Here is a 24,324-nt window from a genome sequence, read left to right on the forward strand (position 1 = left end):
ACCACACAACCCAAGGAGCATTCATCCCAATGGAACAGACGCTATCCATCATCAAACCCGACGGTGTCAGAAAAAACATCATAGGAGACGTGATCCGGCGCTTTGATCCTGGGCTTGACCGTTAGTCGATGCACATGCTGCAGATGACGAAGCAGGAGGCCCAGGGATTTTACGCCGTCCACAAGGAGCGCCCCTTCTTCGACAGCCTCACCGACTTCATGTGCTCCGGCCCCGTGGTGGTGATGGTCCTTGAGGGGCCAGATGCCATCGCCCTGAACCGAAAGATCATGGGGGCTACCAATTATGAAGAGGCCGAAGAGGGAACCATCCGAAAAGATTTTGCATCATCCATCGAAAGCAACGTGGTCCACGGCTCCGACGCGCCGGAGACGGCAAAAACGGAAATCGCCTACTTCTTCTCATCCCTTGACATCATGGCCTGATTAAAGCATATTTTCCCCCGCCGACAAAAAAACCTTCGAGAGCACCGACGATTCCGGTGCTCTCGTTTTTTTAGGGCATAGCCCTTATTTTCCGACCCAGTCAGGAGATGTCAGACACGACCATGAGCAACGCCCCCATCCCAACCCGGCTTGAAGTAGTCCCGATCGTCCTGGTGCGGCCCCGCTACCCGGAAAACATCGGATCTGCTGCCCGAGCCATGATGAACATGGGCTTTTCCGAGCTGATCCTTGTTAATCCCCTGGAGCCGGACCAGGAGCGCATGCGGAAAACCGCCACCCACCACGCGGCGGGCATCATCGACACCCTCACCGTCCACGACAACCTGGATGATGCCCTCAAGCCCTTTACCTTCGTGGCCGCCACCACCACGCGGAAGGGAAAAAAACGCCAGGGCCTCATCACCCCCCAGAGCCTGGTGGAACGTGTGGGCGGCCTCTCTCCGGACGACAAGGTGGCCATCCTCTTCGGCTCCGAAGACAAGGGCCTGACCAACGACGAACTCCGCCTGGCTGATGCCCTCGTCTCCATCCCCACCATGGACTTCTCCTCCATCAACCTGGCCCAGTCCGTCATGATCCTCTGCTACGAGCTCTCCAGAAGACAGCCCACAGGAGAAAAAAGCGCTCTGCGCCTGGCCAACAAACAGGAGGTCGGCAAGGTGCATGAGGCCATTGAAGAGCTCCTCATGGCCATTGAGCTCCACAACCCGGAAAACCCGGATCACTGGCCGGCCCGCTTCCGCAACCTCTTGTCCAGGGCCGGACTCCGTGCGGGTGATACCGCCCTGGTTCTGGATTTCATCGGGAAAACCCTGAAAAAATTGAGGGGATGAAAGGGCTTAAGGACTAAGGGCTAAGGGCTAAGGGCTAAGGGCTAAGGGCTAAGGGCTAAGGGCTAAGGGCTAAGGGCTAAGGGCTAAGGGCTAAGGGCTAAGGGCTAAGGGCTGGATTGCATGGCCTTGCCCGGAAAGCAAGCCGTTGCGCACACTATTGATTAAAAAAAGGGCCATGATTCTTTGCGGAATCATGGCCCTTTGTCGTTATGCGTCGCCTTTTACAAGAGAAAAGCTGTTACTTACGGGCGAAGCCCGTCAGCAAATGTGCAGGGGCTTTGGCCCCGGAGCATTTGCGAACCAGAAGGCATCGCTTTTAATCGTCGGACTTGAGCACGGCAACAAGCGGACGCACCTGTCAACCATCTTCATGCGCTTCTTGCCCTTTTTCTGCTTTTCCAGAAGCTTTCGTTTTCGGCTGATGTCCCCGCCGTAGCACTTGGCGGTGACGTCTTTGCGGTAGGCGGAGATGGTCTCCCGGGAGACAATCTTGGCGCCGATGGCCCCCTGGATGGCCACCTTGAACATCTGGCGGGGGATCTCCTCCTTCAGCTTTTCACAGGCCACCCGGCCCTGCGGGATGTCCTTGTGGACCAGCTGGGAAAGGGCGTCCACCTTCTCACCGTTGATGAGGAAATCAAGCTTCACCAGGTCGGTCTCCTTGTACCCGATGATCTCGTAGTCAAAGGACCCGTAACCCTGGGTGATGCTCTTGAGCTTGTCGTAAAAGTCGTAGACCACCTCGGCCAGGGGCAGCTCGAAGATCATATCCATGCGGCCGTTGGTGAGGTACTGGTAGTTGACACTGATGCCGCGACGATCCAGGCACAGCTTCATCACCGCCCCCATGTACCGTTCCGGCACAATGATGGACGCTTTGATGAAGGGCTCACTGGTGCGGCTGATGGTGGTGGGGTCCGGGTAGAGGGCAGGGTTGTCGATGATCTCCACCTCACCGGTGTTGAACTCCACTTCGTACTGAACCGAAGGGGCCGTCAGGATAAGGGAGAGGCCGTACTCGCGCTCCAGGCGTTCCTGGACCACCTCCAGATGCAACAGGCCCAGAAACCCGCAACGGAACCCGAAGCCGAGGGCCGCGGACGAATCTTTCTCGTAAATCAGGGACGCGTCGTTGAGCTGGAGTTTCTCCATGGCCACGGTGAGCTCTTCGTAGTCGTCGGAGGCCACGGGGTAGATGGAGGAGAACACCACGGGTGTGGGGTCCTTGAAGCCTGCCACCGGTTCCGGGCAGCCACCCTTGACGTGGGTGATGGTGTCACCGCAGCGGGTGTCGCTCACGGTCTTGATCCCGGCGATAAGGTACCCCACCTCCCCTGCGGAGAGCTCTTTTCTGGGCACCCGCACGATCTGGAACACGCCCACTTCTTCCACTTTATAGGAGGCATCGTTGCTCATGAACTTGATGTTGTCACCGGCCTTGATTTTGCCGTCGATGACTCGGAAATGCACAATGGTGCCCCGGTAAGGATCGTAATGGGAGTCGAAGATCAGGGCCTTCAAGGGGGCGTCCGGGTCCCCTTCCGGCGCCGGGAGCATCTCCACGGCCCCTTCAAGCACGTCGGCAATGCCGATACCGTTCTTGGCCGAGGTTAGAATGGCTGTCTCGGAATCCAGGCCGAGGTCCTCTTCGATCTGCCCTTTGACCCACTCGATCTCCGCACTGGGCAGGTCGATCTTGTTGATGATGGGGATGATCTCCAGGTCATGTTCCAGTGCGAGGTAGAGGTTGGCCAGGGTCTGGGCCTCCACGCCCTGGCTGGCGTCCACAATGAGCAGGGCACCTTCGCAGGAAGCCAGGGCCCGTGAAACCTCATAGGTGAAATCCACGTGCCCGGGGGTGTCGATGAGGTTCAGCACGTACTCCTTCCCGTCCTTGGCGGTGTAGGGAAGGGAAACGGTCTGGCTCTTGATGGTAATTCCCCTCTCCCGTTCGATGTCCATGGTATCCAGGATCTGATCTTTGAAGTCGCGATCGGAAATGATGCCGGTCTCCTGAATCAGGCGATCCGACAACGTGGATTTTCCATGGTCAATGTGGGCGATGATGCTGAAGTTACGAATATGTTTCATGCCGTTTCGACTGATGCTCCTGAGCGATTCTTCACAGACAGGCTCGCCCGGCTATCTCCCCATGGGGAAAAGCCACCAAGCCCGACGCGTGAATACTGTGAAATTTCAGATATATAAAAGAAAAGTGACGGTGTATACGGTTGACATAAGCAAACCGAACCGCTATAGTTTTCAAATAAAAACATCATTATCTATCAAATCGGCTTTTGCCCTGTCAAGCCATGGGTCACCCCCCCGCAAGGTCGCGTCACCCAAAGGCCTGCAAACCGGACCTTTCCATGGGTTCCTCCCCCGGATCATTTTCTACGCACCGGGGGATATGCATAATCTATCACATCACACGTCGTCCATGGTGTCCCGGCCAGTCAGGCCCGGACGGCCCCTGTGAACCGAACCCGGATATTTCACGCGTCGAGTGCACCCATAATTCAAGGCATCAGAGCTGCAGATGATGCCAACCACTCACCCCGACAACAAGGGTTGCCATGAGTTCTATAGCCATCGTCGATGAGGACAAAAGCGTTCGGGACTCCGTTGCCGATTACCTTACCCTTGCAGGCTTTGATGTCATCGCCTTTGCCTCGGCAAGCGAAGCCCTGACCCACCTTGAAATATCTCCCCTGGACATCGTCATCACCGATATCCCTCTCAAGGGGACCAACGGGTTTGAACTCACCGATACCATCAAGAAAAATTTTGCCACCGACGTCATCATCCTCACCGGGTACAGCACTGGCTACTCCTATGAGGAGGCCATCAACAAGGGGGCCAGTGATTTTGTGTTCAAACCGGTCCGCTTTGAGGAGCTTCTTCTGCGCATCAAGCGGGTGCTCCACGAACGGCGCCTGACCTGTGAGCGCAACGAGATGCTCAACCGGCTAAAACGCATGGCCGTCACCGACCCCCTTACGCGACTCTTCAACCTGCGTTATTTCTACAACCAGCTCGAAAAAGAGATCGATCGCTTCAACCGGTACAACCGGCCCCTGTCCCTGATGCTCCTCGATATTGACAATTTCAAAATTTTCAACGATACCTATGGACACCTTGAGGGGGACCGCATTCTGGTCAACCTGGGCAAAGTGATCCGGGAATGCCTGCGAACCATGGACTCCGGCTACCGTTTCGGCGGGGAGGAGTTCACCATCATTTTACCGGAGACCACTGTCAACGAAGGGCTGGTGGTCGCAGAACGGATCCAGAAAGCCATGCGGGACAGCTCTTTTTCTCCGGTGTCGGCCCCTGAACCCGTCATCACGACGCTCAGCATCGGCCTCACCGAATACGCCTCGGGGGAACCCCTGAAAGAGTTTGTCCGCAGGACAGACCGGGCCATGTACCTTTCCAAGGCACGGGGAAAAGATCTCATCTCCCTTTTAAACAAAGACAACACCGAATAGACACGCTGGATCAGGATGATTACCGTCGACTTTCTCACGCACCCCACTTCCGAGGAAAAAAACCGAATTTTAGGCATCTACCATCGCCAGAACTGGTGGCCGGAGTCTGTCTCCGACCCCGCGCGAATCGACCGGGTAATCCAGGGAAGCCACTGCTACGTTGCAGCCTGGGACGACGGGCACATCATCGGCATCGGAAGGGCCCTGAGCGACGGCGTGGGGGACGCCTACCTCCACGACATCACCGTGGTGGAGAGCCACAGGCTCCGGGGAATCGCGCGGCGCATCGTTCAAATGATCCTCAGGCGCCTTGAGCAGGACGGCATCACATGGATCGGGCTCATCGGGGAAAACGGCTCCCCGCCCCTCTACCGGAAATTCGGCTTTGCCGCCCTTGAAGGGGCGGTTCCCATGTACCGGTTCGATACAACCTGCACCTGACCCGGACAGTTCATGGAAACAGTCCCTCGGACCTTTGGCCGCCGGACGCCGCTCCGTCTCAGCATGGACCGCGCCCTTTAACCCACCACCTCCCATCACACGGCAAGACTCAATCATGACAAAACGACACGACCAGTGCGGCATGGCGCCGCTTCTTCCCGAACACCACGCCGACCTCTTTCCCTACTTCAACGGTCAGTCCAATCCCCTGTGCGGGTACTCCCTTGGCGCCCTCATCATCTGGAAGACCCACGTCTATTACCCGGCCTTTGCCGTGGATAAAAGCGACGTCATCGTCGCCCGCCTCTTTCCCGCAAAGCCCGATCAGGACTATCTGATCCTGCCGGTCCCAAACGGCATCGACTGGGGTCCGGAACGGCTCGCAGCCCTTTGCCGTACCCATGGAATCCCCCGCATCAGCTTTGTCCATGAAGCGTACCTGGAAACCTGGGGCCGGGATGCCGTGGAACGACTCTTCACCGTCAAGGAGCAGACCGACTACGAGGATTACGTCTATCAAAAAGAGGACCTCGCCGAACTCAAGGGCAACAAATTCAGCAAGAAAAGAAACCTCATCAACCAGTTTTTACGGGAGTATGTGGAAAAAGGACGGGTGAAGGTGGAGGCCATCACCGAAGAAAACCGGGACGAGTGCAAGGCCTTCCTGGCCTACTGGTGGAGCCTTAAGCCCCCGGAAGCTCACACCGATGAGGATGGCCTGGGCGAAAAGGTGGCCTGTACCCATGGCCTGGATCTCATGGACTCTCTCCAGGGGCTCCGGGGCATCCTCCTAAGGGTGGACGGGGAAGTCAAAGCCTTCGGCATGGCAACGGACCTCACCAGTGACATGGCCGACTTCAACTTTGAGAAGGCGGACCCGGGGATCAAAGGGCTGTATCAATTCTTCGACCGGCAATGCGCCCGCATGCTCTTCCCGGACACCCCCCTCATCAACAAGGAGTGCGATATGGATGACCCCGGCCTGCGCCATGCCAAGCGTTCCTACCACCCCCATCTTCGGTTTAAATCCTATACGTTGGAGCTCAACCCATAAAAATGGGCGACCGACGGGCAAGGCTCTGGTATACATAAGAAAAGGACCCCGGCATCCCGAACGGATGCCGGACAAACACATCGTCTCCGCCACTTTGGAGAGTTGGAACCATGCCCATCGTCCCCACAATCAAACGCTGGCTGAGAAGACTCTTCGCCCGTGAACACCGGGAGGACCTCCTCTCCGGGGTCAGTTCAACGCCGGAGTTTCCGGATCCCGTCTCCCTGGTGACCTGGATCCTCATGAGCTACCGGCACCATATTGATCTTGCGGCCTGCTTTTCCTTGGAGCATGTCCAGGGCCCCTTTGTTCGCCTTGTCCCGGGCGACACCACAACCCACCTCATGGTTCGTTACAGCCCGCCCTTCTCTCCGGCAGAACGCCTGAAGACCATCGGGATCCACCTCCCGGACGGGTTCGTCCTCACCCACTGGAAGCGACACGACCACTTTACCCTTTCAGGCCCCAAGGTCTCCCCCCGCGACATGGCCACCTTTCTGGACCAGCTCTTCCAGAGGCTCTATCGGGCGGAAAAGGAGTACGTGATGGTCGCCTGGACCGATATCCGACCCACCTCCCATCCCCCCCAACCCACCGAGCAGGACAAACGTCACGCAGAGCGGTGGTAAGGCTCCGGGAACTCCCTGACACACCCCATGAATGCGTTCTAATCGATCCTGTCCGCCTGGATGGCTGCGTTCCAATCGTAAAGCAGGTTGTCCAGCTCGGTTAACACCTCGTTGAGGTCCGTGTAGGAGCCCTTGCACTCGGCAATAAGCTCGGTTTCGTGGTATGCCCGCGCAAGGGAGTTGTCATGTGCCGTGGTTCCCAGTTCGATACGTACCCCGTTTTCGATGGCATCGGCAATCTGGACAAACGTCGGTTCGGAAATCAGCATGGTGTCCTCCGTCGTCGGGTACGCTGGCAAATCCGCAGACAGCGTCCGGGGGAATCCGAGAGGATGACCCCATCCGTGCCCATGATGTCTATATATAGCAAACACCGCAAGCAACATGCCAGAAGGAAAAAAGCAAAAAAAAAGCGCGGCCTCCCTGGGTCGGGAAGCCGCGCTCTGTAAAAGCCGTATGAAAAGCTGGTGCTACTGAACGGTAACGTTCACAGCTGCAGGACCTTTCTGACCCTGCTCAACATCGAAGGTCACTCGGTCGCCTTCGTTGAGGGTTTTGAAGCCGGTTGCATTGATACCTGAATGGTGAACGAAAACATCGGGTCCGTTTTCCTGCTCGATAAAGCCATAACCCTTCTGCTCATTGAACCATTTTACAATACCGTTTGCCATGTGACGATCTCCTCATCATTGTTCTAGTGTTTTCATGCATTCTCATTCCTAAGGTAGATGTCACGATGACACGTTTTTCTTTTTCCTGAGAGCGCAACAACTCCCCCCTTGCGCAGGCCACGTTGCCCACTTAAAACGGGAAGTCTTAAAAGATTTGATCCGTGCTACACACACACATCTTACTGAAACTCTCTCATACTCTTGCCTGCAAATCAATCTAAAAACATCCCGCAATCACCGGAAAGTCTGTGCGCCATAGAAATCATTCGACTTGCTGTACCTATTTCCTCCCCCATGGGGGTACCACCGGGTACCGCACCCCATGCAGGCAAGGCAAACAGGCGCCACCGGCCGGTCTTCGCATCCCCACCGCCTGTCCCTGCACAAAACGGGAAAAAAAGAGCACGTCCATACCACATTGTGGTATAATCTTAATAATCCGGTTGCACCCTTCATTCATCCCCATGCCCTCCCCACCCCACCACAATCCGCACCCCGTGCAACCCCACCAAAACCACACCCTTTCACAGACAAGGGCGGTGCCGTCGCATCTGCCCGAGGAAGGTAACATATGAACAACCCCAAAGTTCTCTGGCCCACAGACTTTTCACGGCGTGCAAAAAAAGCTCTCCCCTATATCGCCAACCTGATCCGTGAAAAAAAAGCCGATGTCCACATTCTTTATGTCATTCCGGACATCGCCCGGCATGAGCCCTGGTACGGTGAGTACGACGAACAGCACGTCAAGCGCCTCACCAAACGGGAGGAGGAGTCCGCAGCCAAGCGGCTCAACCAGCTCTGCTCCAAATACCTGGACGGATGCGCCCTGTTCACCCGGCACACCGCCGTGGGTGAACCCGCAGACGAGATCCTGAAGCTCATCGACAAAGAGGGCATGGACATGGTGGTCATGGCAGGCCACGAGCCCCATATCCCGGATATCGGTGAGCCCACCCTGGAAAAAGTAAAGCGCATGGCGTCCGTACCCGTGGAGGTCATCTCCACCTGAAACAGGGGGCGTACAGATTTAGGACCCGTCATCAGCAGTGTGCCATGACGTGAAGGCCCACACCTTCCTCCCGGGCTTCGCCCGGGAGGGGTGCGCGGCAGGGTGTGCCATCACGGACAAAGCCAGGTGCCCCGGGTCCCCCCCAGAGGTATGGTTGTGAACAACGGCGCGATTGCCTTTTCCGCCGCCCATTCCCATGCGCCCGCCGATCCCCCAAACCCGTTCGGAAAAGACAACCACCCCCGGTGCCCCCCAAGGGCCTTCCCCATGAATGACAATTTTCCATGCAACCTCACCACATCTGGTGTATAAGATGCCAAAAAGAAGATTGCCGACCTAAGCCCTCAGGCAGGCAGTGGTGTTTCCACCCTCGTCGGCAAAGGCTTTTTTGCTTATACAAAACCGATTACAGGAGTTGCAGCAACAGATGTCTTCGAAAACGTTAGGAATTGTCGGCGGCATGGGCCCGCTGGCCACCGCCATGCTCTTTGAGAAAGTCGCCACCCTCACCCGCGTATCCAAGGATCAGGACCACATCCGTGTCCTCATCGACAGCAACCCCGGGATCCCGGACCGAACCGCCCACATCGTGGCAGGCGGCGAAGACCCGCGCCCGGAATTAACCGCCACCGCGACCCACCTGGAAGCCATGGGCGCCGACTTCCTCATCATGCCCTGCAACACCGCCCACTACTTCTACGAGGACATCACCAAAGGGATCTCCATTCCCTTTCTCCATATGGTCAACGAAACCGCCTCCTACATCGGCACCCACTACCCCGACACCCGACACGTGGGCGTCCTTGCCACCGAGGGCACCTGCAAGGCCGGGGTCTACACCAAAGCCCTTTCCGCCAACGGCCTCACTCCCCTGATGCCCGACCCCGCCATGCAACAGCACGTCACCGACCTTATCTACGGCATCAAGGCTGGGGAAACCGTTCCCATCGACGGATTCATGGAGGCTGTTGCCGCCCTCAAAGCCCAAGGCGCCACCTGCTTTGTCCTGGGCTGCACCGAACTCTCCGTGGCACAGAAACTCTACGGATTCTCCGGCCCCTTTGTGGACCCTTTGACCGTCATCGCAGAGGCCGCCATCCGCTTTGCTGGAAAGCACACGATTTAAATCATCAAAAATCAGCCTCCGCCGGGCAGGGGCTTCAGCCCCTGCACCCCAGGTTCGCAAATGCTCCGGGGCTCGTTCCTCGCCCGACACATTTGCTGACGAGCTTCACCCGTGCAAAATATTGAAGGCAAGGAACAACACCCTGTATCAGGACCAGGCTCCACTTGAGAATGATTCACAGGCTTCGAAGCATTTGGATGACGTTACCGTGCATTGTGAGTCATCAGGTTTAACGGGGAAACCTCCGACGATAAGACGAACGAATCATTTCTTTATCAAAAGGACGAAAAAAGCCCCGCCAATCGGCAGGGCTTTATCGCAATCAATACACTCAGGAAGGATATTTACGGAAGTGCAGAAATCTTGATGTTTCCAAGGACCGTTGTCAACCCACCGGCAGCATAACTGGTACCAAGGCAATGCCCGGCTTCCCCGACTATCTTACCGCCTGTAATGGCTTGATTTTGAATGTATATTTTCGTAGCCTTGGCCGTTTGAACGATATCAAGGGCGTCTTCATTCGAGGGGTCACTCCCTGAAGCGGTATTTTCTTTACCGATCTGAATCTGAACGTAACTGTTATCTGTCGCATCCGTTTCGGCAAGGATACTGATTTCACCTTGAACGAAAATTTCCTGGGACAATCCCTCAACCATCAGAATGGCACCTGCGGTAGCGTCACCTGCATCACCGTTCTGCCATGCCGAAGAAGCATTTGACTTGGTAATTTTCATGGCAGCATCAACACCTGCAAAGCCAGAGTCTGAAGCTCCGCCAATTTCAATCTTTACCCCTTCCTGTGCCGTGATCTCATCCAGGGCCTCGGCATCCATGGTTTTCAGGTCTGCAAAGGCAGACAGGGGGAGCAGTACCAACACAGCCACCAAAAGAATCTTCTTCATTCAATCACCCTCCTCAAAATTTAGGTTAGTTGCCAAAAATCCGCCCATCAGCTGTGACGGATTCCCGTGTGGCCCGGCTCCTGCACATAAGAGCCCGACAGGGAATCTGCCGGACACAGGCCATAAACACCTTGATATTTCGACGTACTTTAAAATAAACAACGTTCACCTACGTAAAACAGTTATCCTCCACCCCACCCTGACTGTCAACACATTTTTTCAGTGTTTATAGATAGCTACCTGTCAAATGGGCTGATTCAAGTTTCCCTTGACCCGCATTTAGGCATCTGGTAACGTTTCTTTCATACTATAAACGTTGTTTATAGACACCAACAAACCCAGCACCACGTATCGTATGCACATCACGGGGGGAGATGCATGGCATATCGAGTTCTGCGGATCTTTTTTATATTTTTATGGGCCACCGTTGCCCTGACGGGCGCCTCCGTACCGTCTGCCATGGAGACCCTCACCAACCATGCCATGGAGAGTATCACAGGCCAGGCAACCGCTCAGCAATCCAACGAGGCACGTGAAACAGCCTACATCGTTGCCACGGAGGTTTACCCCGAAGACGATACCCTTCACCCCCTCCAGCCCAAACCCACCCTTACCCCGTCCACCCTGAACGGCGACAACACAAACACCGTTATTCTCGACTTTTTGGGTGTTGAGGCAAATGAGCGCCTCGGCATCGAAGCCGAAGATTTCAACGGGGATGTTGAGGTGGGAAATATCTTCTACCTTGAAGAAGACACCGGAACCTATGTCCACCTCCACGGAACCTTTTTCGGTCAGTTTATCGTCCCTTCCACGTTTGAGGACGGCTCACGCTACAAAACCATCCGTGTATCAAAAGCACATATGGAAGCCCCCCCCCCCAACGGAGACACCCTTCTCAGCTACCAGGGGAATACCTATACGGAAAGCGATATCACCACTGAAACCTCATTCCGTGCCTATCCGGGATAACGGCCCAGACGGTTGCCCGAACCGGCGAACGGCCCCTGTATCTCATGATCCCCCACGGAGAAGGCGATACGACCCAATGGCGCGTGTTTACAACCATCCCCGCAGATACGAGCTTCATACAGGTTGACATCAACCGCCTTATTACACGAAACAGTGGTGCTTACACCGTTAAGCTGTCCAATAATTCGGCCGGTCTCAACGCAGGGGATATCGGAGGAGCACCCGGGGATTACTCGGGGACCTTGGGGACCCTTTATTTCTCAGGGGAAACGCTGGTTGAAGGTGGAACCGTTGTCATCACCACGACCCAGTAACCCTGAAACTCCCGGGCAAACCATACCGGCGAAGGCCCACAAACAGGATAGCACTTTGATATTGACCACGGGGAGACGCAACTACAGAACCTCTCCCAGCCACGGACATCACTGAGCCTGCCCGTTTGTGATATCGAAATCCTTTTGACGACTGTGCCGCGGACTATTCATCTACCCACAACCGGGCTCAGGACACTGTAAATAATGCTTTACAGTTTTTTTTCCGCTTGATAGAAACATTGTTTATCTATTTAATCACGAGTCTTAAAAACTGAATACTCATATCACAAAACAGTCCGATGGGGTGGAATGCAGCCATTCAGAACAACAGACTCCGTTACGATAATGGAATCAGGCCAGGCTCGCCCCCCACTGCAAATTTAAATTCCCAAGGATGGACGCATGCATATTCTTGCTGCTTTTCTTATCGGTGTCGGTTTTTTCACCATCTACCATCCCCTGGCCAAGACCCCGGAAAACCAGGTGACGGTTCTCGATCTGGAGAGACCCCAGTTCGGTATCAGCCACCCCGTGGAGTCCATTACGGAGATCGAAAAACGACGGATTGTCAAACAGAATTACGATTACAGTTGTGGATCCGCAGCCCTTGCGACCCTGCTGAAATTTCACTTCGGCGAGCAGTTTACCGAGCAACAGGTCATCTGGGGCCTGTTGAAATACGGAGATGTCAAACGCATCAAGGAACGCCGGGCTTTTTCCCTTCTGGACATGAAAAAATTCGTCACGGTGCTGGGCTATGAAGCAAACGGCTACACGGCATCCATCGAGGATTTGGCTTCCGCCGAATACTGGCCCTGTATCGTGCCCATCAAATTCTTCGGGTACCGCCACTTCGTGGTGGTCAAGGGGATCCACAGGGGCCACGTCTTTGTTGCGGATCCCTGGCGCGGTCACAGCAGCTACACCGTCCCCCAATTCAAAAACATCTGGTTCAAGAACGTCATGTTCATCGTATCGGACAAAGACTCCCGGCCACTGGGCAATTTGGCCCTGATCCGGGATGACCTGCGGTTCATCGATGAAGAGATCACCCGCTTTGCACTGTTCGAACAGGACAAGGTGGAACGACAGCTCGATATCCAGCGGGAGCTCAACCAGTCCAGTGGAGACACGCTCTACTTCAAAAATTAATCGATTCCAATGTGATATTAACCCAGAACGGCAGGCAGGTTTGTTTCCCCCAACGACCCCAGCGTGTTCACCCCTGATGAAGGAGGCGGTTTTGATGAGAAGAGCCGGCATACTGCTTACATGGATCGTGGCCATGGGAATCCTTATTCTCCCGGCGTTGACCTGGGCGGAGGAGGCAGCAGGTACGGATCAGGCAGCCCTCGAATCCATTGCCACCGAGCTTGAACAGCTGAAAAAAGAGATGGCTGCCATGAAGCAGGCGGCTCAGGTCCGCGAACAACTCGAAGCCACCACAGAGGAGAAGGCCGAAGAGACCGAACGGATCCTCACGGCCATCGGCCTGGAGTATATCCTTCGCCGGGAGGGCTCCCTGGGGGTCACTTACGGGGCCAGCTACGCCTTCAACTCCACGGATATCCTCGAATGTCGCAGACCAACAACAATCACCCCTACCACCAACAACCACACCCTTTACAGCAGCGTGAGCGTGCAGTACGGCCTGAAAAACAACCTCACCGTCAACGGAGCCATTCCCTTTGTCTACAAATGGGACCAGCAATCCACCGCATCGGAACGCAACGCCACCGACATCGGAGACATCAGCTTCGGGCTCCAGTGGCAGCCCCTGCCCACATCCACAGGCCGCGCTTCATACATTCTCAACACCTCCCTCATCGTGCCCTCCGGCACCAGCCCCTACGAAATCGATGTGGACAACGCTCTGTCCACCGGCTCGGGATATTACTCCGTTCTTGCGGAGCTCTCCATCAGCAAACCCATCGACCCCATCATGGCCTTCGGCAGCCTCTCCTACCGCTACGCCCATGACGTGACAGACCTCAACCAGACCCGCAACGGCCCCAACGGGGCTACGGCCCTTAAAGAGGTCTCTCCTGGCGATACCTTCGGCGGCTCCCTGGGTATCGCCTATGCCCTCTCCTACCAGGTGACCCTGCACCTGAGTTGCCAGTACTCTCACACCACAAGCTACGAATTTGAGTGGCACGGCGGAGAACAAAACAAGTCAGGCACATCCACGGCAGCCTCCCTGAACATCGGTACCGGCTGGAAACTCTCCCCGGAAAGCTCCATGAACATCACCGTGGGCGTCGGCCTCACCGATGCCACCTCCGATTTCACGCTGTCGTTCTCCATGCCCTTCAACTACGACCTGTAAACGCCAGAGACGCGCCGGCAGACAATGTCCCGGTTCCTTCTTCAGGGTCCCATGAAGAAGCCATCAGCTTAAAACGAACCCGGCCCCAGAGCCTTTAAGGAAACCATGATGAGAAGAGCTGTGAACACCTTGCGCATGCGATGGCACATATCGGCTGTTTCAACTCTTGCGGTGCTCTGCCTGCTGATCTGTGTCCCACCACATGCCAGGGCCATGTTTGTGGAACAGATGGCCGTCTCCACCCGTGCCATTGCCCTGGGAAACGCCTGCACGGCGGATCCCCCCGGTATCATGAGTGTTCACTACAACCCAGCGGGCCTCACTAAGCTGCCCGACCAGGCCTTCAGCCAGGGCCTGACCCTCCCCTTTATCTGTATCGATATCAGCCTGACCGCGGACCCGGACATGCAGCCGTTCATGGACGGGTCCAGCCCCAACCCCGTAGGACACCCCAACGGGGCTTCGGAGGAATCCAAGGTCGATCCCCTTGCCGGCACTACGGGAAGCAGCGGCCCTTCCATGTATGTTCCCCTGTACAACGACACAATCCCCTTTCTGGCGGGACCGTCCCTGGGGATCTCCTCACGGAAAAAAGACTCCAAGTGGACCTTTGCCTATGCAAACTACTCCCCTTACGCCGTGGGGCTCACCTTTGACGACGACGACAACCCCATCCGCTACCAGGCCAAGGCCCTGGGCCAACAGCACCTTATTTATGCCGCCCCGGCCCTGAGCTACAAGGTCAACGACAAATTCTCCGTCGGGTTTACCGTGGGCTTGGGCCAGACCGCAACCTACGCCGAGCTCGACATGCGCATGCCAAACGAGTTGACCGCCCTCACCAGGGTTCTGGGAGACGCCACCAAAGATCTCAACATCCCCATCATCAGCCAGATGACCCTGCCCCCACCCTGGTTCGGCGGGGGTGTGGCCCCGTACGACAAGGTGGCCGAGCTCGACATGAGCCTGCGGGACGATTTTTCGCCAAACTACAACGTGGGCATCCTTTATGAACCACTAAGCTGGCTCTCCCTGGGCATCACCTACCAAAGCGAAATCAAGGTGGAACAGGTGGGCAACTGGAATGTTCAGTACTCCCAGCAGTTCAAGGCCATGATCGACTGGCTCGGTGAGGGCAACATCCTGCCCGTTACCGCCGCCATGCTCAACCTTCCCACGGACGGAGAGAACCAGAGCGGCTATGTCACCAGCAACATGACCATCCCGCAACGCATCCAGGCAGGGGTGGCCTTGAAGCCTTCACGGTATTTCCAGTTCCTCTTCGACGTCAACTGGGTAGACTGGTCCGTCATGAACAAGGACACCTTCACCTTTGACCGGCAGGCCGATTTCCTGAGGTTTGCAACCCTCATGGGCTACACAGGCGGCCCGGACGCCCTGATCATCCGAAGGGATTTCGAAGACACCATCAGCTGGGCCGCCGGAATCGAGCTCTTTCCCACGGACTGGTTCACATGGCGGTTCGGCTACGAATGGCGCCCCACCTCGGTGCAGGAGGACCTCTACGATGCCATGTACGCGGTTCCGGACATCCACAACTTCGGCACGGGCTTTGGTATCAAAACCAAGAATGACGTGGTCATTGATGTCTCCTTTGCCTACCTGTTGGGAGATACCGTGGAAATCCCCAACGACGGCAGCATCAACATGAACTCCACGGACTTCAACCGACCCGTATACAACCCCTACGCCGGCCTCGATTTTAAGCAGGAGATGGAAGCCTACATCGTCTCCGTCAATGTCAGCATGCCTATCACCGTCATGAAGGAACACATGCATCATCAAGCGGAAATGGTAAAAAGTGCGTACCATTTCCTCAACCCCTTTGACGACGAATAGCGCTCCGGCACCCCCATACGCCCTTGCCGGGCATAAGCGGTAGCATGCCGCCCTGCAAAACCCCTCCACCACGAAACGCCCCGGCACCCACCCACCACAGCAACCTCCCGTGACCATACGCAATCCGGTTCATCCGTTCACAATACTGAAGCCCCCATCCCCTTTGTTGTCTCCCTATTTGTCGATTCTGTCTTGCTTTCGTCACGATCCTGACACCTGAAACATGCCCCACCCCTTGCACCGCCCGCCTCTGCCCGACCACACCTCGCGGGAGCCTTTCCCTGGCACGCTTCTTGAAACTTCATCCCCACAGACCAACCAGCCGCACATCCGTGCGGCCCCCACGCCAAACCGGGGGAAACCCCGGGACGGAAAGCCACGGATCCGAGCCATATGGGAAGCCCATTTGCCAAGCGGAAAGGCTCCCGAACGGGTTAAGCAGCGCACGCGACATCGCTTGACCGGTCAACGGACAGCCGGGCTGCCTCCGAACACGCCAAACCAGGGGCGACTCTGGGACGGAAAGCCACGGGCCCGGGACGACAGGTCACACCCTGCCGCATCCCGGGCAGCCGGGTTACCAGCCGCACAGGCGGCAAAGGAGAACACCATGAAAAAGATCACCCTTATCCCTGCCCTGCTTTGCGTGCTTGTTGTTTTGGCCCTTGGATCAACCGCCCACGCCCGAGTCGTTGCCATGAGCGACACGGAACTGGCCGAAATCACCGGTCAGGCGGGCTTTGCAACCATAGGCAATTATGCGGGCTTTCAACAGGACCTGTTCTCCAACAGCCTTCACCTCGGAGCGAGCGCAGCCACAGCCGGCCTCTTTCAAGCAGCCATTGAGGAGCACACCGGCAACCTCAGCGCCATCCGGGTTGCCGATGACGGTTCATCCTACTCCTTTGACATTCAAAACCCGGGGTTCACCGCCCAGAATTACAAGACCAGCCTTCTTCTCGGGGACCCCACGGGAACCGGCAACAGCCTGGGCACGGTCTCCATGGAGTACATCCGGGTCACCACCCGCGGAACGGTCCGCGTCACCGTCCGTTGACCGCAAGGGCTGAAGCCCAGACCGACGAGAGCGCCCCCCTGCCTGCCTTACGCCGCCGTTACCCCCCACGTAAGGAAGCAAGGGGGCCTCAAACCACCGAGGGAACACACCCGCTATCTAAAGCCCGCCTCACAAAGCCCCCTTTGCCCCACCAAACAACCCTTTCCAGGCCCATTCTTTCAAAACTCACCATGTTGACACCGGCAGGAAACTGCACTACATTATTGTAAACATTGTTAGCATTAAAAGACATCCAACCCTCGGGAGGTCACATGATAAACCGACAAACACTCATCCTGTTGCTGGCGATTCTCCTTCTCCCGGTCCTCTCCCTGGCCGATCAATTTTCCCCCATGGGCACGCGGTGGCCGGCAGGAGTAAAAAAAACACTTGTCGGCAATGACTCCATCCTCTTCGGTGCCAACGGGGATACCCTGGCGGCGTATCCAAAGACAAACTTTGAAGCCACCACAGACCCCGTCTCCATTCGCCTCAACGCGCCTGAGGGCATCGTCACCATTGATTACCTGGAGGTAGGAGAAAAAAAATACATCATCGCCGCCTGCGGCACCGGTGGATTGCAGGTCGTGGCCTTTGACGGCGCCTTCTCCCTGAACGAGAATTCCGTGGTCACCGAATCGGACTTTCCCCGAAAAAACACCACCGGACCGGCGGCCCTCAATATCAAGGGGGCCGTGGGTTTCCAGGCTTACGATGCCCATCTCATCGCCACCATGGACGCCAACTTCGGCTACCGTGTCTTTAAGTTTAAAGGCAGCCTGGCCCTGGACGAGGTGGCTCGTCAGGAACTCTCCCTTGCGGAATACACCATGCTGGTGGACATGGCACGGTGGAACAAAAGCACCGGCCACGACTGCATCCTCACCGTGACCCAAGGCAGAGAAATGGGTCTTATCGACATGGAGAAAGGCCTCCACGAGCAGTGGGAGATCAAAGGGTTGGGGAAACTGGTCTTTGACATCCCGAACCTGTCTTCCAACGCGCTGCTCTACATGAGCACCCTCACCCTTCGGGTTTCAGGCGACACGGCCCATGTCATCGAAAACTCCATGGGAAATTACCTCTCATTCCACATACAAGATGCCCCCCCTTACCTGTTTCAGACCTACCCGCCCTCCGGCTCGGACGGAGTGACCCTGGGCTACCCCATGGACCTGTCCATAGAAGGGGCCTATGGATGCATCACCACCCTTGCGGCCGAAAACAGCAACCCGCCCGGTGTCCAGGTGATGAGGCTCTCCGACAAAGCCGTGGTGGGTACCCTTGCCCAGGAAGGAGCAGGGGCCCTGCATCAGAGTTCCCCCAACACGCTGTTTCTCATGGACATCCGAAGCGGCCTGTCCCAAATCGACCTCTCCGACCCGACAAACCCCAGCCAGGGCGACCATGTGGACACCCCCTTTGCCGTGGACAGGATCTTGATCAGGAATGACACCCTGCTTTTCGTGGATGGTCTGGACAGCGCCTCAGCCGGATTCCGCGTCATGGATATCAACAACGCCACCCAGCCCACCTGTCTTTTTTTCGGCCCCACGGACGGCCAGGCCTGCGACCTTGCCGTGGATAACGACTTCTACCGCCTCTTCATCGCCGACAAAAGCGTGGGGGTCTGCTGCTACTCCATGAACAGCACTTATATCTCTTCACCGGACGACCTGACCAACCCCGAAGCGCCGTCGTCCAAAGCGCCCCTTGAGCTTGAACCCCTTGCCATGGAACATCTCGACGGAGAGAGCCCCCTTGCCGTTGCCGTCTCCACCAAAAACATCAATCAGGAAAACATCGACTTTCTTCACGTCCTCACCGACACGGGCAACCTCTTCTCCTTTCCCCTGCCCGTTCTTCCAAGTGTCCCCACGGTCCACAAAATCGCCATAGAAGATAAAATTCTTTTTACGGGGCTTCCCGGCACCCCCACGGCCATGGAGCCTTTTGGGACGGATTACCTCCTTGTGGCATGCGGCCCCCAGGGGTTCCAGATTGTGGACCTCTTCTCCGACCCGGATGATCCGGAAAAACTGTCCCACGGCATTGAGGCATCTTACACCCAGGGCCTTGCCAACACCGTCAGCGTGTCGTCGGACGGCAGCCGCTATGTCTGTGTTGCCGATGATGCCGCAGGGATTGTCTCTCTGGACCTGTTCTCCAATCAAAACACCCCGGCCCTGATCACCCCGGCAAGGGAGGGTGGCTACTCCATGGATACAGGCCACGTCATCGACCTCTTCTATACGGACAACAACAACCTGTATGCTGTCACAGATCAGGCCACGGACAACCTCCTCATCCTGGACCTGTCCGACCCCGCAGCCCCGGGGCTGCTGTCCCGGGAGACCTCACCGGGCACCCCCAGGGCCGTCGTCGCCGCCACCACCGGGGGACTCAGTTCGGACAGCCCGGCCCTTCGCGCAGCCTACATCGCCGACGGCCAGGGCGGCCTCACCGTTCGCCAGACCACCGAAAACGACAACTCCCAGGAGCAGGTCTGGCACGACGACTCCTCCGGCTGCTTCATCCGTACCCTGAACTGACGAAGTATTCCGGCCCTTCCGCAATAATGAAAGCATGTTTTGACTCTGGCTATGATGTGCGCACCCTTGCGATCGCATCACCGATACCATGCACGACAGGTGACCATGAACCGATCTCTTATGACAGTGCCCCTGCTTCTCCTTTGCGCATGGATCAGCCCCACGTCGCCCATGGCAGAACCCGGGCCCATCACCCTGCGGGCGTGTATCGAAAAAGCGCTGCCCTATGCCGAGGACATCAGGCTGGCCGAAGAGTCCCTCTATGCAGCGGAGCAGGACCGCCTTCGCGCCCGGTCCGTGCTGATCCCCACTGTGGAGCTCACCGGCCGACTGGACGGAAGCGACACGGAGATCCAAGGGGCCTACGCCCCGCCCAACCAGATCGAGGAGACTCGGTACGGTACCTTTGCCGGGCTGGGGTTCCAGTACAGCTTTTACCTTAACGGGCGGGAACTCATTGTCTACAAAGCCTCGGGCGAACTCGTTGAAAAAGCCACCATGGACCTCACCGCTGCACGCCATGACTACATCCTCCAGGTGGCTGTCACCTTTGTGGGCGTCATCCGCAGCGAAAAAGGCGTTGCCATCGCCGATGCAAACCTGACCCGGCTCATCTCCAACAGGGACGCGGTCGTGCGTCGCATCCAGGCCGGGCTCCTCACCCGCACCGAGCAATTTCGTTCCGACGCCGAAGTCGCCGGCGGGCGGGCAGAACTCAAGGAGGCCCTGAACCAGCGCATCGTAAACAGACGGGCTCTCCAGCGACTGGTTCCCCTGCCGGACGATTTTCAACTTGAGCCGCCGGAGAAGATCCCGGCCCCGTCGGACCTCAGCCTTGAGGAGTGCGTGACCCTGGCCACCCAAAACCGCCCCGAGCTCAAATCCCTGGTCATCGCGTCCAGCGTGGCCGACAAGGAAGTCGCCGTGGCCAAAAGCACGTACTGGCCCAAACTCACCCTCGAAGGGTCGGCCGGACGTACGGATAGCCGTGTGGACGGCAGCTACGACGACCTGGAGGTGGATTTCGACCTGGACACCACCCGATACACGGCAAGCCTTACCCTCTCCCTTCCCCTGGTGGACGGCGGACTGCGCAGGGCCGACGTCCGAAAAAGCCTCTCGGACAAGCGATCCGTAGACTACAGGCTGGCCCGGAAAACCAAAGAGATCCGCCTGGCCGTGGAGCGGGCCTGGTACGATCACAACACCGAGTCACTCAGGGTCCGGGCCCTGGAAGAGAGCCTCACCTTCGCCCGGCAGTTCCTGGATTCCGTCACCCGGCGGTTTGACGAAGGCCTGGCCGAGAGCCTGGACCTCATCGACGCCAACACACGGTTCGTGGAGGCAGAAAATCAGCTGGCCGACGCCCGGTTTGCCCTGCAGCTGGCCGCCATCCGCCTCCGGTACACCTCGGGGGTGCCCATGCTCCCCGTCCCGGCATCCCAAAGCGCCCCCAATGGCTGATGGCAAGGGCAAAGAGGCCTCCGGCGGTCTTTCCGGGAACCAAACGATTGAAAAGTTTAACAAACAGGCTTTAAGATCCGCCGAAGGCCTGCTTTTTAACCTGGCTTTGACCATCTAAAGGCACTGGGGAAAGTAACCCTTTCGCTTTTTTATTTTCCATGCAGACACAGCAATGAAAGAGACGTGGAATGACGCCCAAACCACCCCACCCACCCTTTGCTAAAAAAGCCCTGACGGCCTGTGCGGCCTGGTGGCCTGTGTTCCTTTTGTTTGTGGTTCTCCTGGGACTCTACATCACGGTGGCCATCAAAGCGGAAGCTGTGGCCAAGGCACGCCGGGACCAACGAAAAGAGGGCCAGCCACCCGTCAATGTGGTGACCCTCACCCTTGCGCCCACCGTCATCAGGGACCGCGTCACCCTCCCCGGTGAGGTCCGTGCCAACCAGGAACTCCTGGTGCCCTCGGAAGTCTCGGCCGTCCTTGTAAAAAAGACGCGTGAAGAAGGTGAGGCCGTCAAGGCGGGGGACATTCTGGCGCAACTCGACACCTCCCGGTTTGCTGCACGCCACCAGGCAGCCACGGCCTCTTTTGAGTCGGCCCGGGCAACGGCAAGGCGCCTGACCAACCTTAACCGCACCAATCTTGCTACCCAATCGGACCTGGACCAGGCCGAAGCGGCCCTGGAGGAGGCGCGAAGCGTCTTGACCGCCACCCGCCTGGACCTGGACAAATGCCGGGTTAAGGCCCCTTTTTCCGGGTACCTCGACGCCTACCTCATCGACAAGGGCGCCTTTGTAACCGCCGGGAGCCCCATCTGCAAACTGGTGGATCTCAACCCCGTGAAAATCCGCGTGGGCATTCCTGAATCCGATGTCCGCCACATCCGCACCATGGCCTCTTTTTCCGTTTCCATCCTAAACGAAACGTTAGGCGCCACCATTTCAAGGGGAACTGTCCCGCCGCCTGGCCAGGTCTGCGGGCGGCCCGCCTCTACGACTGGAACTCGTTGTTTCCCAATGACGAAGGGCTGTTGATCCCCGACATGTTCGCCCGGGTGGACCTGGTGAAAAAGATTCGGAAAAAGGCCCTTGTGGTTCCCCTGTACGCCCTCATCACCCGAAAAGACACCCAGGTGGTCTTTCTGGAACAGGAGGGCATTGCCACGGCCCGGGAGGTGACCACAGGGATTCAGGAAGGATGGATGGTGGAGGTGACCTCCGGCCTGGCGTCGGGAGACAAGGTCATCGTGGTGGGGCAGCGGTCGGTGAGCGAGGGCCGAAAGGTCAACGTGGTCCGCCGAGCCAACAAGGCCGGGGAGCTGCAGCCATGATCATCCCGGATACCGCTGTCAAAAACCGCATCAGTGTACTGGTGCTGTCGGTGATCATCGTGCTGGTGGGCTGCTACGCCTACTCGGTGCTTCCACGGGAAGACGAACCGGACATCACCATCCCCTATGTCTACTCAGCACGTGCTACAAAGCAATCGCCTCGTCATCTAATCTCCACCATCCCCATCAAAAAATTAAGGCCTTGAAGGGGTGAAAAAATTGAGCTCGGTCAGCTTCAGTGGCCCTAGCCAAACCAACAATTGAGCTTTAGACCGACATTCATGCACGGAGTCTCGCAAGGTCAGGACAACAAGGTGGACGAGCCGAAGCGGACCCGCCCCTCTACATGGAAGAGGACCCGTCTGTGTTCGAAGTCAATATCTCGGAATTGCCCATCGTGGTCTATTCTTTGAGCGGCCCCCAGGGCAGCACAGCTCTCAAACGGCTGGCAGACGACCTCCAGGAGGACATGGAATCGGTGGCAGGGGTTCTGGAGGTCACGGTCACCGGCGGCCAGGAACGGGAGATCCTCATTGAGGTGGACCCGGAAAAACTCGCCTGGTACCACATCCCCATCTCTGATTTCTCCCTGGCCGTCACCCGGGAGAACACCAACACCTCGGGAGGTGCCGTCAACATGGGTGACGGACGATACCAGCTGAGGGTCCCCGGGGAGTTCGATTCGCCGGAAGAGATCATGGGCATCGTGGTCAAGGATCACGACGGCAGGCCCGTGTACCTGAAAGAGCTGGCCCGGGCCCTGGATACCTTCAAGGAGGAGGAGAGCAGGGCCCGGCTCAACGGCCACGAGGCCGTCAACATCTCCGTGAAAAAGCGCAGCGGAGAAAACGTCCTTGCCATCTGCGCGGAGCTGGACCGCATCGTGGCCCACCACCGCACGGGGTGGTCAGAAACCACCCGCATCACCAAGCTGATGAACAAGGAGAAGAACATTCGTCTTATGGTGGCGGACCTGGAGAACAACATCCTCTCCGGCCTCATTCTCGTGGTGGGGGTCCTCCTGTTTGTCCTGGGGTTCCGCAACGCCATCATCGTGGGCCTGGCCATCCCCCTTTCCATGCTCATCAGCTTCACCGTTCTCCATGTGCTGGGCATCACCCTGAACATGGTGGTGCTCTTCTCCCTGACCCTGGCCCTGGGCATGCTGGTGGACAACGCCATCGTCATTGTGGAGAACATCTACCGATTCATGGAACAGGGCGCCTCGCGCACCCAGGCCGCCATGATGGCCTCATCAGAGGTGGCCTACCCGGTCATCGGCTCCACCCTCACCACCCTGGCCGCCTTTTTCCCCATGCTCTACTGGCCAGGGATCATGGGCGAGTTCATGCGCTACCTGCCCCTGACCCTCATCGTCACCCTCACGGCCAGCCTCTTCGTGGCCCTGGTCATCAACCCGGCCCTGGCCGCCTTTATCATGCGTGTCAAAACGCCCCCAGTCCCCACCGGTGAAGACCGGTTTTCACCGCCCGGACAGACCCCGATGGAGACCCCGATGGAGACCCCGGTAGAAATCCGGGGAAGGCTCCTGGTGACCTATGCCGCCACCCTCCATGTGGCCTTAAAACACCGGGCCAAGGTGATCACCGGGGCTTTTCTCACCCTGTTCATCCTCTTTTATCTCTGGCTCCTGGCCGTGGGCATTGAAAAGCCCATGGAGTTCTTCCCGTCCGTGGACCCACAGAACGTCTTGTTGACATCATCTCCTGGAGGGGCTACCTGGACTACTGCGACGGCATCGTGCGTAAAGTGGAGATGTGCATCGCCTCGGCATGCGGCGCGCGCCCAACGGACGACGCATACCG

Annotated in this window: 21 protein-coding genes, 2 pseudogenes and 2 riboswitches; of the genes and pseudogenes, 19 read left to right on the forward strand and 4 right to left on the reverse strand. The window is 57.4% G+C overall.

Translation table 11 applies throughout. The features are described from left to right. The first annotated feature begins 29 nt into the window (after nt 1-29). A pseudogene (gene ndk, locus ACOYW2_RS12400) lies at nt 30-443 on the forward strand (nucleoside-diphosphate kinase). Between the two features lie 122 nt (nt 444-565). Next, nucleotides 566-1,297, forward strand: a complete 732-nt coding sequence (locus ACOYW2_RS12405) for an RNA methyltransferase (RefSeq protein ID WP_482423184.1) — start codon at nt 566-568, stop codon at nt 1,295-1,297. Nucleotides 1,298-1,555: 258 nt separating this feature from the next. Here the strand turns inward: ACOYW2_RS12405 and lepA are convergent, their stop codons facing one another. Continuing rightward, the gene (gene lepA / locus ACOYW2_RS12410; RefSeq protein WP_482770606.1) at nt 1,556-3,388 is read right to left on the reverse strand and encodes a translation elongation factor 4; all 1,833 of its coding nucleotides are present in this window, start codon (nt 3,386-3,388) and stop codon (nt 1,556-1,558) included. A gap of 485 nt (nt 3,389-3,873) precedes the next feature. Between lepA and ACOYW2_RS12415 the strand changes: the two genes are divergently transcribed. From ACOYW2_RS12415 to ACOYW2_RS12430, 4 genes are all read left to right on the forward strand, one after another. Beyond that, complete coding sequence (locus ACOYW2_RS12415; RefSeq protein ID WP_482416074.1) at nt 3,874-4,788, forward strand: GGDEF domain-containing protein; 915 nt, start codon at nt 3,874-3,876, stop codon at nt 4,786-4,788. Nucleotides 4,789-4,803: 15 nt separating this feature from the next. Continuing rightward, entirely contained in the window at nt 4,804-5,229 is a 426-nt protein-coding gene (locus ACOYW2_RS12420; RefSeq protein ID WP_482770607.1) for a GNAT family N-acetyltransferase, read from the forward strand. Nucleotides 5,230-5,344: 115 nt separating this feature from the next. Further along, nucleotides 5,345-6,283 (forward strand): DUF2156 domain-containing protein, encoded by a 939-nt coding sequence (locus ACOYW2_RS12425; protein ID WP_482770608.1) that lies wholly within the window; start codon nt 5,345-5,347, stop codon nt 6,281-6,283. 110 nt (nt 6,284-6,393) lie between these two features. Then, a complete protein-coding gene (locus ACOYW2_RS12430; protein WP_482770609.1) occupies nt 6,394-6,912 on the forward strand; it encodes a hypothetical protein in 519 nt (172 codons plus the stop codon). 38 nt (nt 6,913-6,950) lie between these two features. Here the strand turns inward: ACOYW2_RS12430 and ACOYW2_RS12435 are convergent, their stop codons facing one another. Both ACOYW2_RS12435 and ACOYW2_RS12440 read right to left on the reverse strand, forming a co-directional pair. Further along, a complete protein-coding gene (locus ACOYW2_RS12435) occupies nt 6,951-7,181 on the reverse strand; it encodes a hypothetical protein (protein ID WP_482416070.1) in 231 nt (76 codons plus the stop codon). Nucleotides 7,182-7,382: 201 nt separating this feature from the next. Beyond that, nucleotides 7,383-7,583 (reverse strand): cold-shock protein, encoded by a 201-nt coding sequence (locus ACOYW2_RS12440; RefSeq protein WP_180141557.1) that lies wholly within the window; start codon nt 7,581-7,583, stop codon nt 7,383-7,385. Nucleotides 7,584-8,154: 571 nt separating this feature from the next. Between ACOYW2_RS12440 and ACOYW2_RS12445 the strand changes: the two genes are divergently transcribed. Both ACOYW2_RS12445 and cuyB read left to right on the forward strand, forming a co-directional pair. Continuing rightward, on the forward strand, nt 8,155-8,592 hold the full coding sequence (locus ACOYW2_RS12445; RefSeq protein WP_482770610.1) for a universal stress protein: 438 nt from the start codon (nt 8,155-8,157) through the stop codon (nt 8,590-8,592). Between the two features lie 427 nt (nt 8,593-9,019). Further along, nucleotides 9,020-9,718 (forward strand): cysteate racemase, encoded by a 699-nt coding sequence (gene cuyB / locus ACOYW2_RS12450; RefSeq protein WP_482770611.1) that lies wholly within the window; start codon nt 9,020-9,022, stop codon nt 9,716-9,718. A gap of 344 nt (nt 9,719-10,062) precedes the next feature. Here the strand turns inward: cuyB and ACOYW2_RS12455 are convergent, their stop codons facing one another. Beyond that, nucleotides 10,063-10,620 (reverse strand): DUF6160 family protein, encoded by a 558-nt coding sequence (locus ACOYW2_RS12455; protein ID WP_482770612.1) that lies wholly within the window; start codon nt 10,618-10,620, stop codon nt 10,063-10,065. Between the two features lie 378 nt (nt 10,621-10,998). On the opposite strand from ACOYW2_RS12455, the gene ACOYW2_RS12460 reads away from it, so the two are divergent. From ACOYW2_RS12460 to ACOYW2_RS12510, 11 genes and pseudogenes are all read left to right on the forward strand, one after another. After that, a complete protein-coding gene (locus ACOYW2_RS12460) occupies nt 10,999-11,592 on the forward strand; it encodes a hypothetical protein (RefSeq protein WP_482770613.1) in 594 nt (197 codons plus the stop codon). 716 nt (nt 11,593-12,308) lie between these two features. After that, complete coding sequence (locus ACOYW2_RS12465) at nt 12,309-13,058, forward strand: C39 family peptidase (RefSeq protein ID WP_482416066.1); 750 nt, start codon at nt 12,309-12,311, stop codon at nt 13,056-13,058. A 94-nt stretch (nt 13,059-13,152) separates the two neighbouring features. Further along, entirely contained in the window at nt 13,153-14,235 is a 1,083-nt protein-coding gene (locus tag ACOYW2_RS12470) for a transporter (RefSeq protein ID WP_482771023.1), read from the forward strand. 105 nt (nt 14,236-14,340) lie between these two features. After that, nucleotides 14,341-16,095 carry an OmpP1/FadL family transporter gene (locus ACOYW2_RS12475; protein WP_482770614.1) on the forward strand — a complete coding sequence of 585 codons (1,755 nt, stop codon included), beginning with the start codon at nt 14,341-14,343 and terminating at the stop codon, nt 16,093-16,095. Nucleotides 16,096-16,430: 335 nt separating this feature from the next. Continuing rightward, nucleotides 16,431-16,509: riboswitch (cyclic di-GMP riboswitch) on the forward strand. Between the two features lie 71 nt (nt 16,510-16,580). Continuing rightward, a riboswitch (cyclic di-GMP riboswitch) is annotated at nt 16,581-16,680 on the forward strand. Between the two features lie 25 nt (nt 16,681-16,705). Next, nucleotides 16,706-17,152 carry a hypothetical protein gene (locus ACOYW2_RS12480; RefSeq protein ID WP_482770615.1) on the forward strand — a complete coding sequence of 149 codons (447 nt, stop codon included), beginning with the start codon at nt 16,706-16,708 and terminating at the stop codon, nt 17,150-17,152. 272 nt (nt 17,153-17,424) lie between these two features. Next, nucleotides 17,425-19,704 (forward strand): LVIVD repeat-containing protein, encoded by a 2,280-nt coding sequence (locus tag ACOYW2_RS12485; RefSeq protein WP_482770616.1) that lies wholly within the window; start codon nt 17,425-17,427, stop codon nt 19,702-19,704. Nucleotides 19,705-19,809: 105 nt separating this feature from the next. Next, nucleotides 19,810-21,168, forward strand: a complete 1,359-nt coding sequence (locus tag ACOYW2_RS12490) for a TolC family protein (protein WP_482770617.1) — start codon at nt 19,810-19,812, stop codon at nt 21,166-21,168. Nucleotides 21,169-21,356: 188 nt separating this feature from the next. After that, nucleotides 21,357-22,202, forward strand: coding sequence for an efflux RND transporter periplasmic adaptor subunit (locus ACOYW2_RS12495; protein ID WP_482770618.1), 846 nt, complete (start codon nt 21,357-21,359; stop codon nt 22,200-22,202). Further along, entirely contained in the window at nt 22,175-22,498 is a 324-nt protein-coding gene (locus tag ACOYW2_RS12500; protein WP_482770619.1) for an efflux RND transporter periplasmic adaptor subunit, read from the forward strand. Before ACOYW2_RS12495 ends, ACOYW2_RS12500 begins: the two co-directional genes overlap by 28 nt. Further along, entirely contained in the window at nt 22,495-22,704 is a 210-nt protein-coding gene (locus ACOYW2_RS12505) for a hypothetical protein (protein WP_482423200.1), read from the forward strand. The genes ACOYW2_RS12500 and ACOYW2_RS12505 overlap by 4 nt, the downstream gene beginning before the upstream one ends. Nucleotides 22,705-22,844: 140 nt before the next feature. Then, a pseudogene (locus tag ACOYW2_RS12510) lies at nt 22,845-24,158 on the forward strand (efflux RND transporter permease subunit); the annotation flags it as partial. Nucleotides 24,159-24,324 lie beyond the last annotated feature (166 nt).

Source organism: Desulfoluna sp. CLI2B (assembly GCF_056847375.1).

Coding starts and splice junctions, on each gene's coding strand:
- ACOYW2_RS12405 (WP_482423184.1), top strand. CDS start 566: ATGAGCAACGCCCCCATCCCAACCCGGCTTGAAGTAGTCCCGATCGTC.
- lepA (WP_482770606.1), bottom strand. CDS start 3,388: ATGAAACATATTCGTAACTTCAGCATCATCGCCCACATTGACCATGGA.
- ACOYW2_RS12415 (WP_482416074.1), top strand. CDS start 3,874: ATGAGTTCTATAGCCATCGTCGATGAGGACAAAAGCGTTCGGGACTCC.
- ACOYW2_RS12420 (WP_482770607.1), top strand. CDS start 4,804: ATGATTACCGTCGACTTTCTCACGCACCCCACTTCCGAGGAAAAAAAC.
- ACOYW2_RS12425 (WP_482770608.1), top strand. CDS start 5,345: ATGACAAAACGACACGACCAGTGCGGCATGGCGCCGCTTCTTCCCGAA.
- ACOYW2_RS12430 (WP_482770609.1), top strand. CDS start 6,394: ATGCCCATCGTCCCCACAATCAAACGCTGGCTGAGAAGACTCTTCGCC.
- ACOYW2_RS12435 (WP_482416070.1), bottom strand. CDS start 7,181: ATGCTGATTTCCGAACCGACGTTTGTCCAGATTGCCGATGCCATCGAA.
- ACOYW2_RS12440 (WP_180141557.1), bottom strand. CDS start 7,583: ATGGCAAACGGTATTGTAAAATGGTTCAATGAGCAGAAGGGTTATGGC.
- ACOYW2_RS12445 (WP_482770610.1), top strand. CDS start 8,155: ATGAACAACCCCAAAGTTCTCTGGCCCACAGACTTTTCACGGCGTGCA.
- cuyB (WP_482770611.1), top strand. CDS start 9,020: ATGTCTTCGAAAACGTTAGGAATTGTCGGCGGCATGGGCCCGCTGGCC.
- ACOYW2_RS12455 (WP_482770612.1), bottom strand. CDS start 10,620: ATGAAGAAGATTCTTTTGGTGGCTGTGTTGGTACTGCTCCCCCTGTCT.
- ACOYW2_RS12460 (WP_482770613.1), top strand. CDS start 10,999: ATGGCATATCGAGTTCTGCGGATCTTTTTTATATTTTTATGGGCCACC.
- ACOYW2_RS12465 (WP_482416066.1), top strand. CDS start 12,309: ATGCATATTCTTGCTGCTTTTCTTATCGGTGTCGGTTTTTTCACCATC.
- ACOYW2_RS12470 (WP_482771023.1), top strand. CDS start 13,153: ATGAGAAGAGCCGGCATACTGCTTACATGGATCGTGGCCATGGGAATC.
- ACOYW2_RS12475 (WP_482770614.1), top strand. CDS start 14,341: ATGATGAGAAGAGCTGTGAACACCTTGCGCATGCGATGGCACATATCG.
- ACOYW2_RS12480 (WP_482770615.1), top strand. CDS start 16,706: ATGAAAAAGATCACCCTTATCCCTGCCCTGCTTTGCGTGCTTGTTGTT.
- ACOYW2_RS12485 (WP_482770616.1), top strand. CDS start 17,425: ATGATAAACCGACAAACACTCATCCTGTTGCTGGCGATTCTCCTTCTC.
- ACOYW2_RS12490 (WP_482770617.1), top strand. CDS start 19,810: ATGAACCGATCTCTTATGACAGTGCCCCTGCTTCTCCTTTGCGCATGG.
- ACOYW2_RS12495 (WP_482770618.1), top strand. CDS start 21,357: ATGACGCCCAAACCACCCCACCCACCCTTTGCTAAAAAAGCCCTGACG.
- ACOYW2_RS12505 (WP_482423200.1), top strand. CDS start 22,495: ATGATCATCCCGGATACCGCTGTCAAAAACCGCATCAGTGTACTGGTG.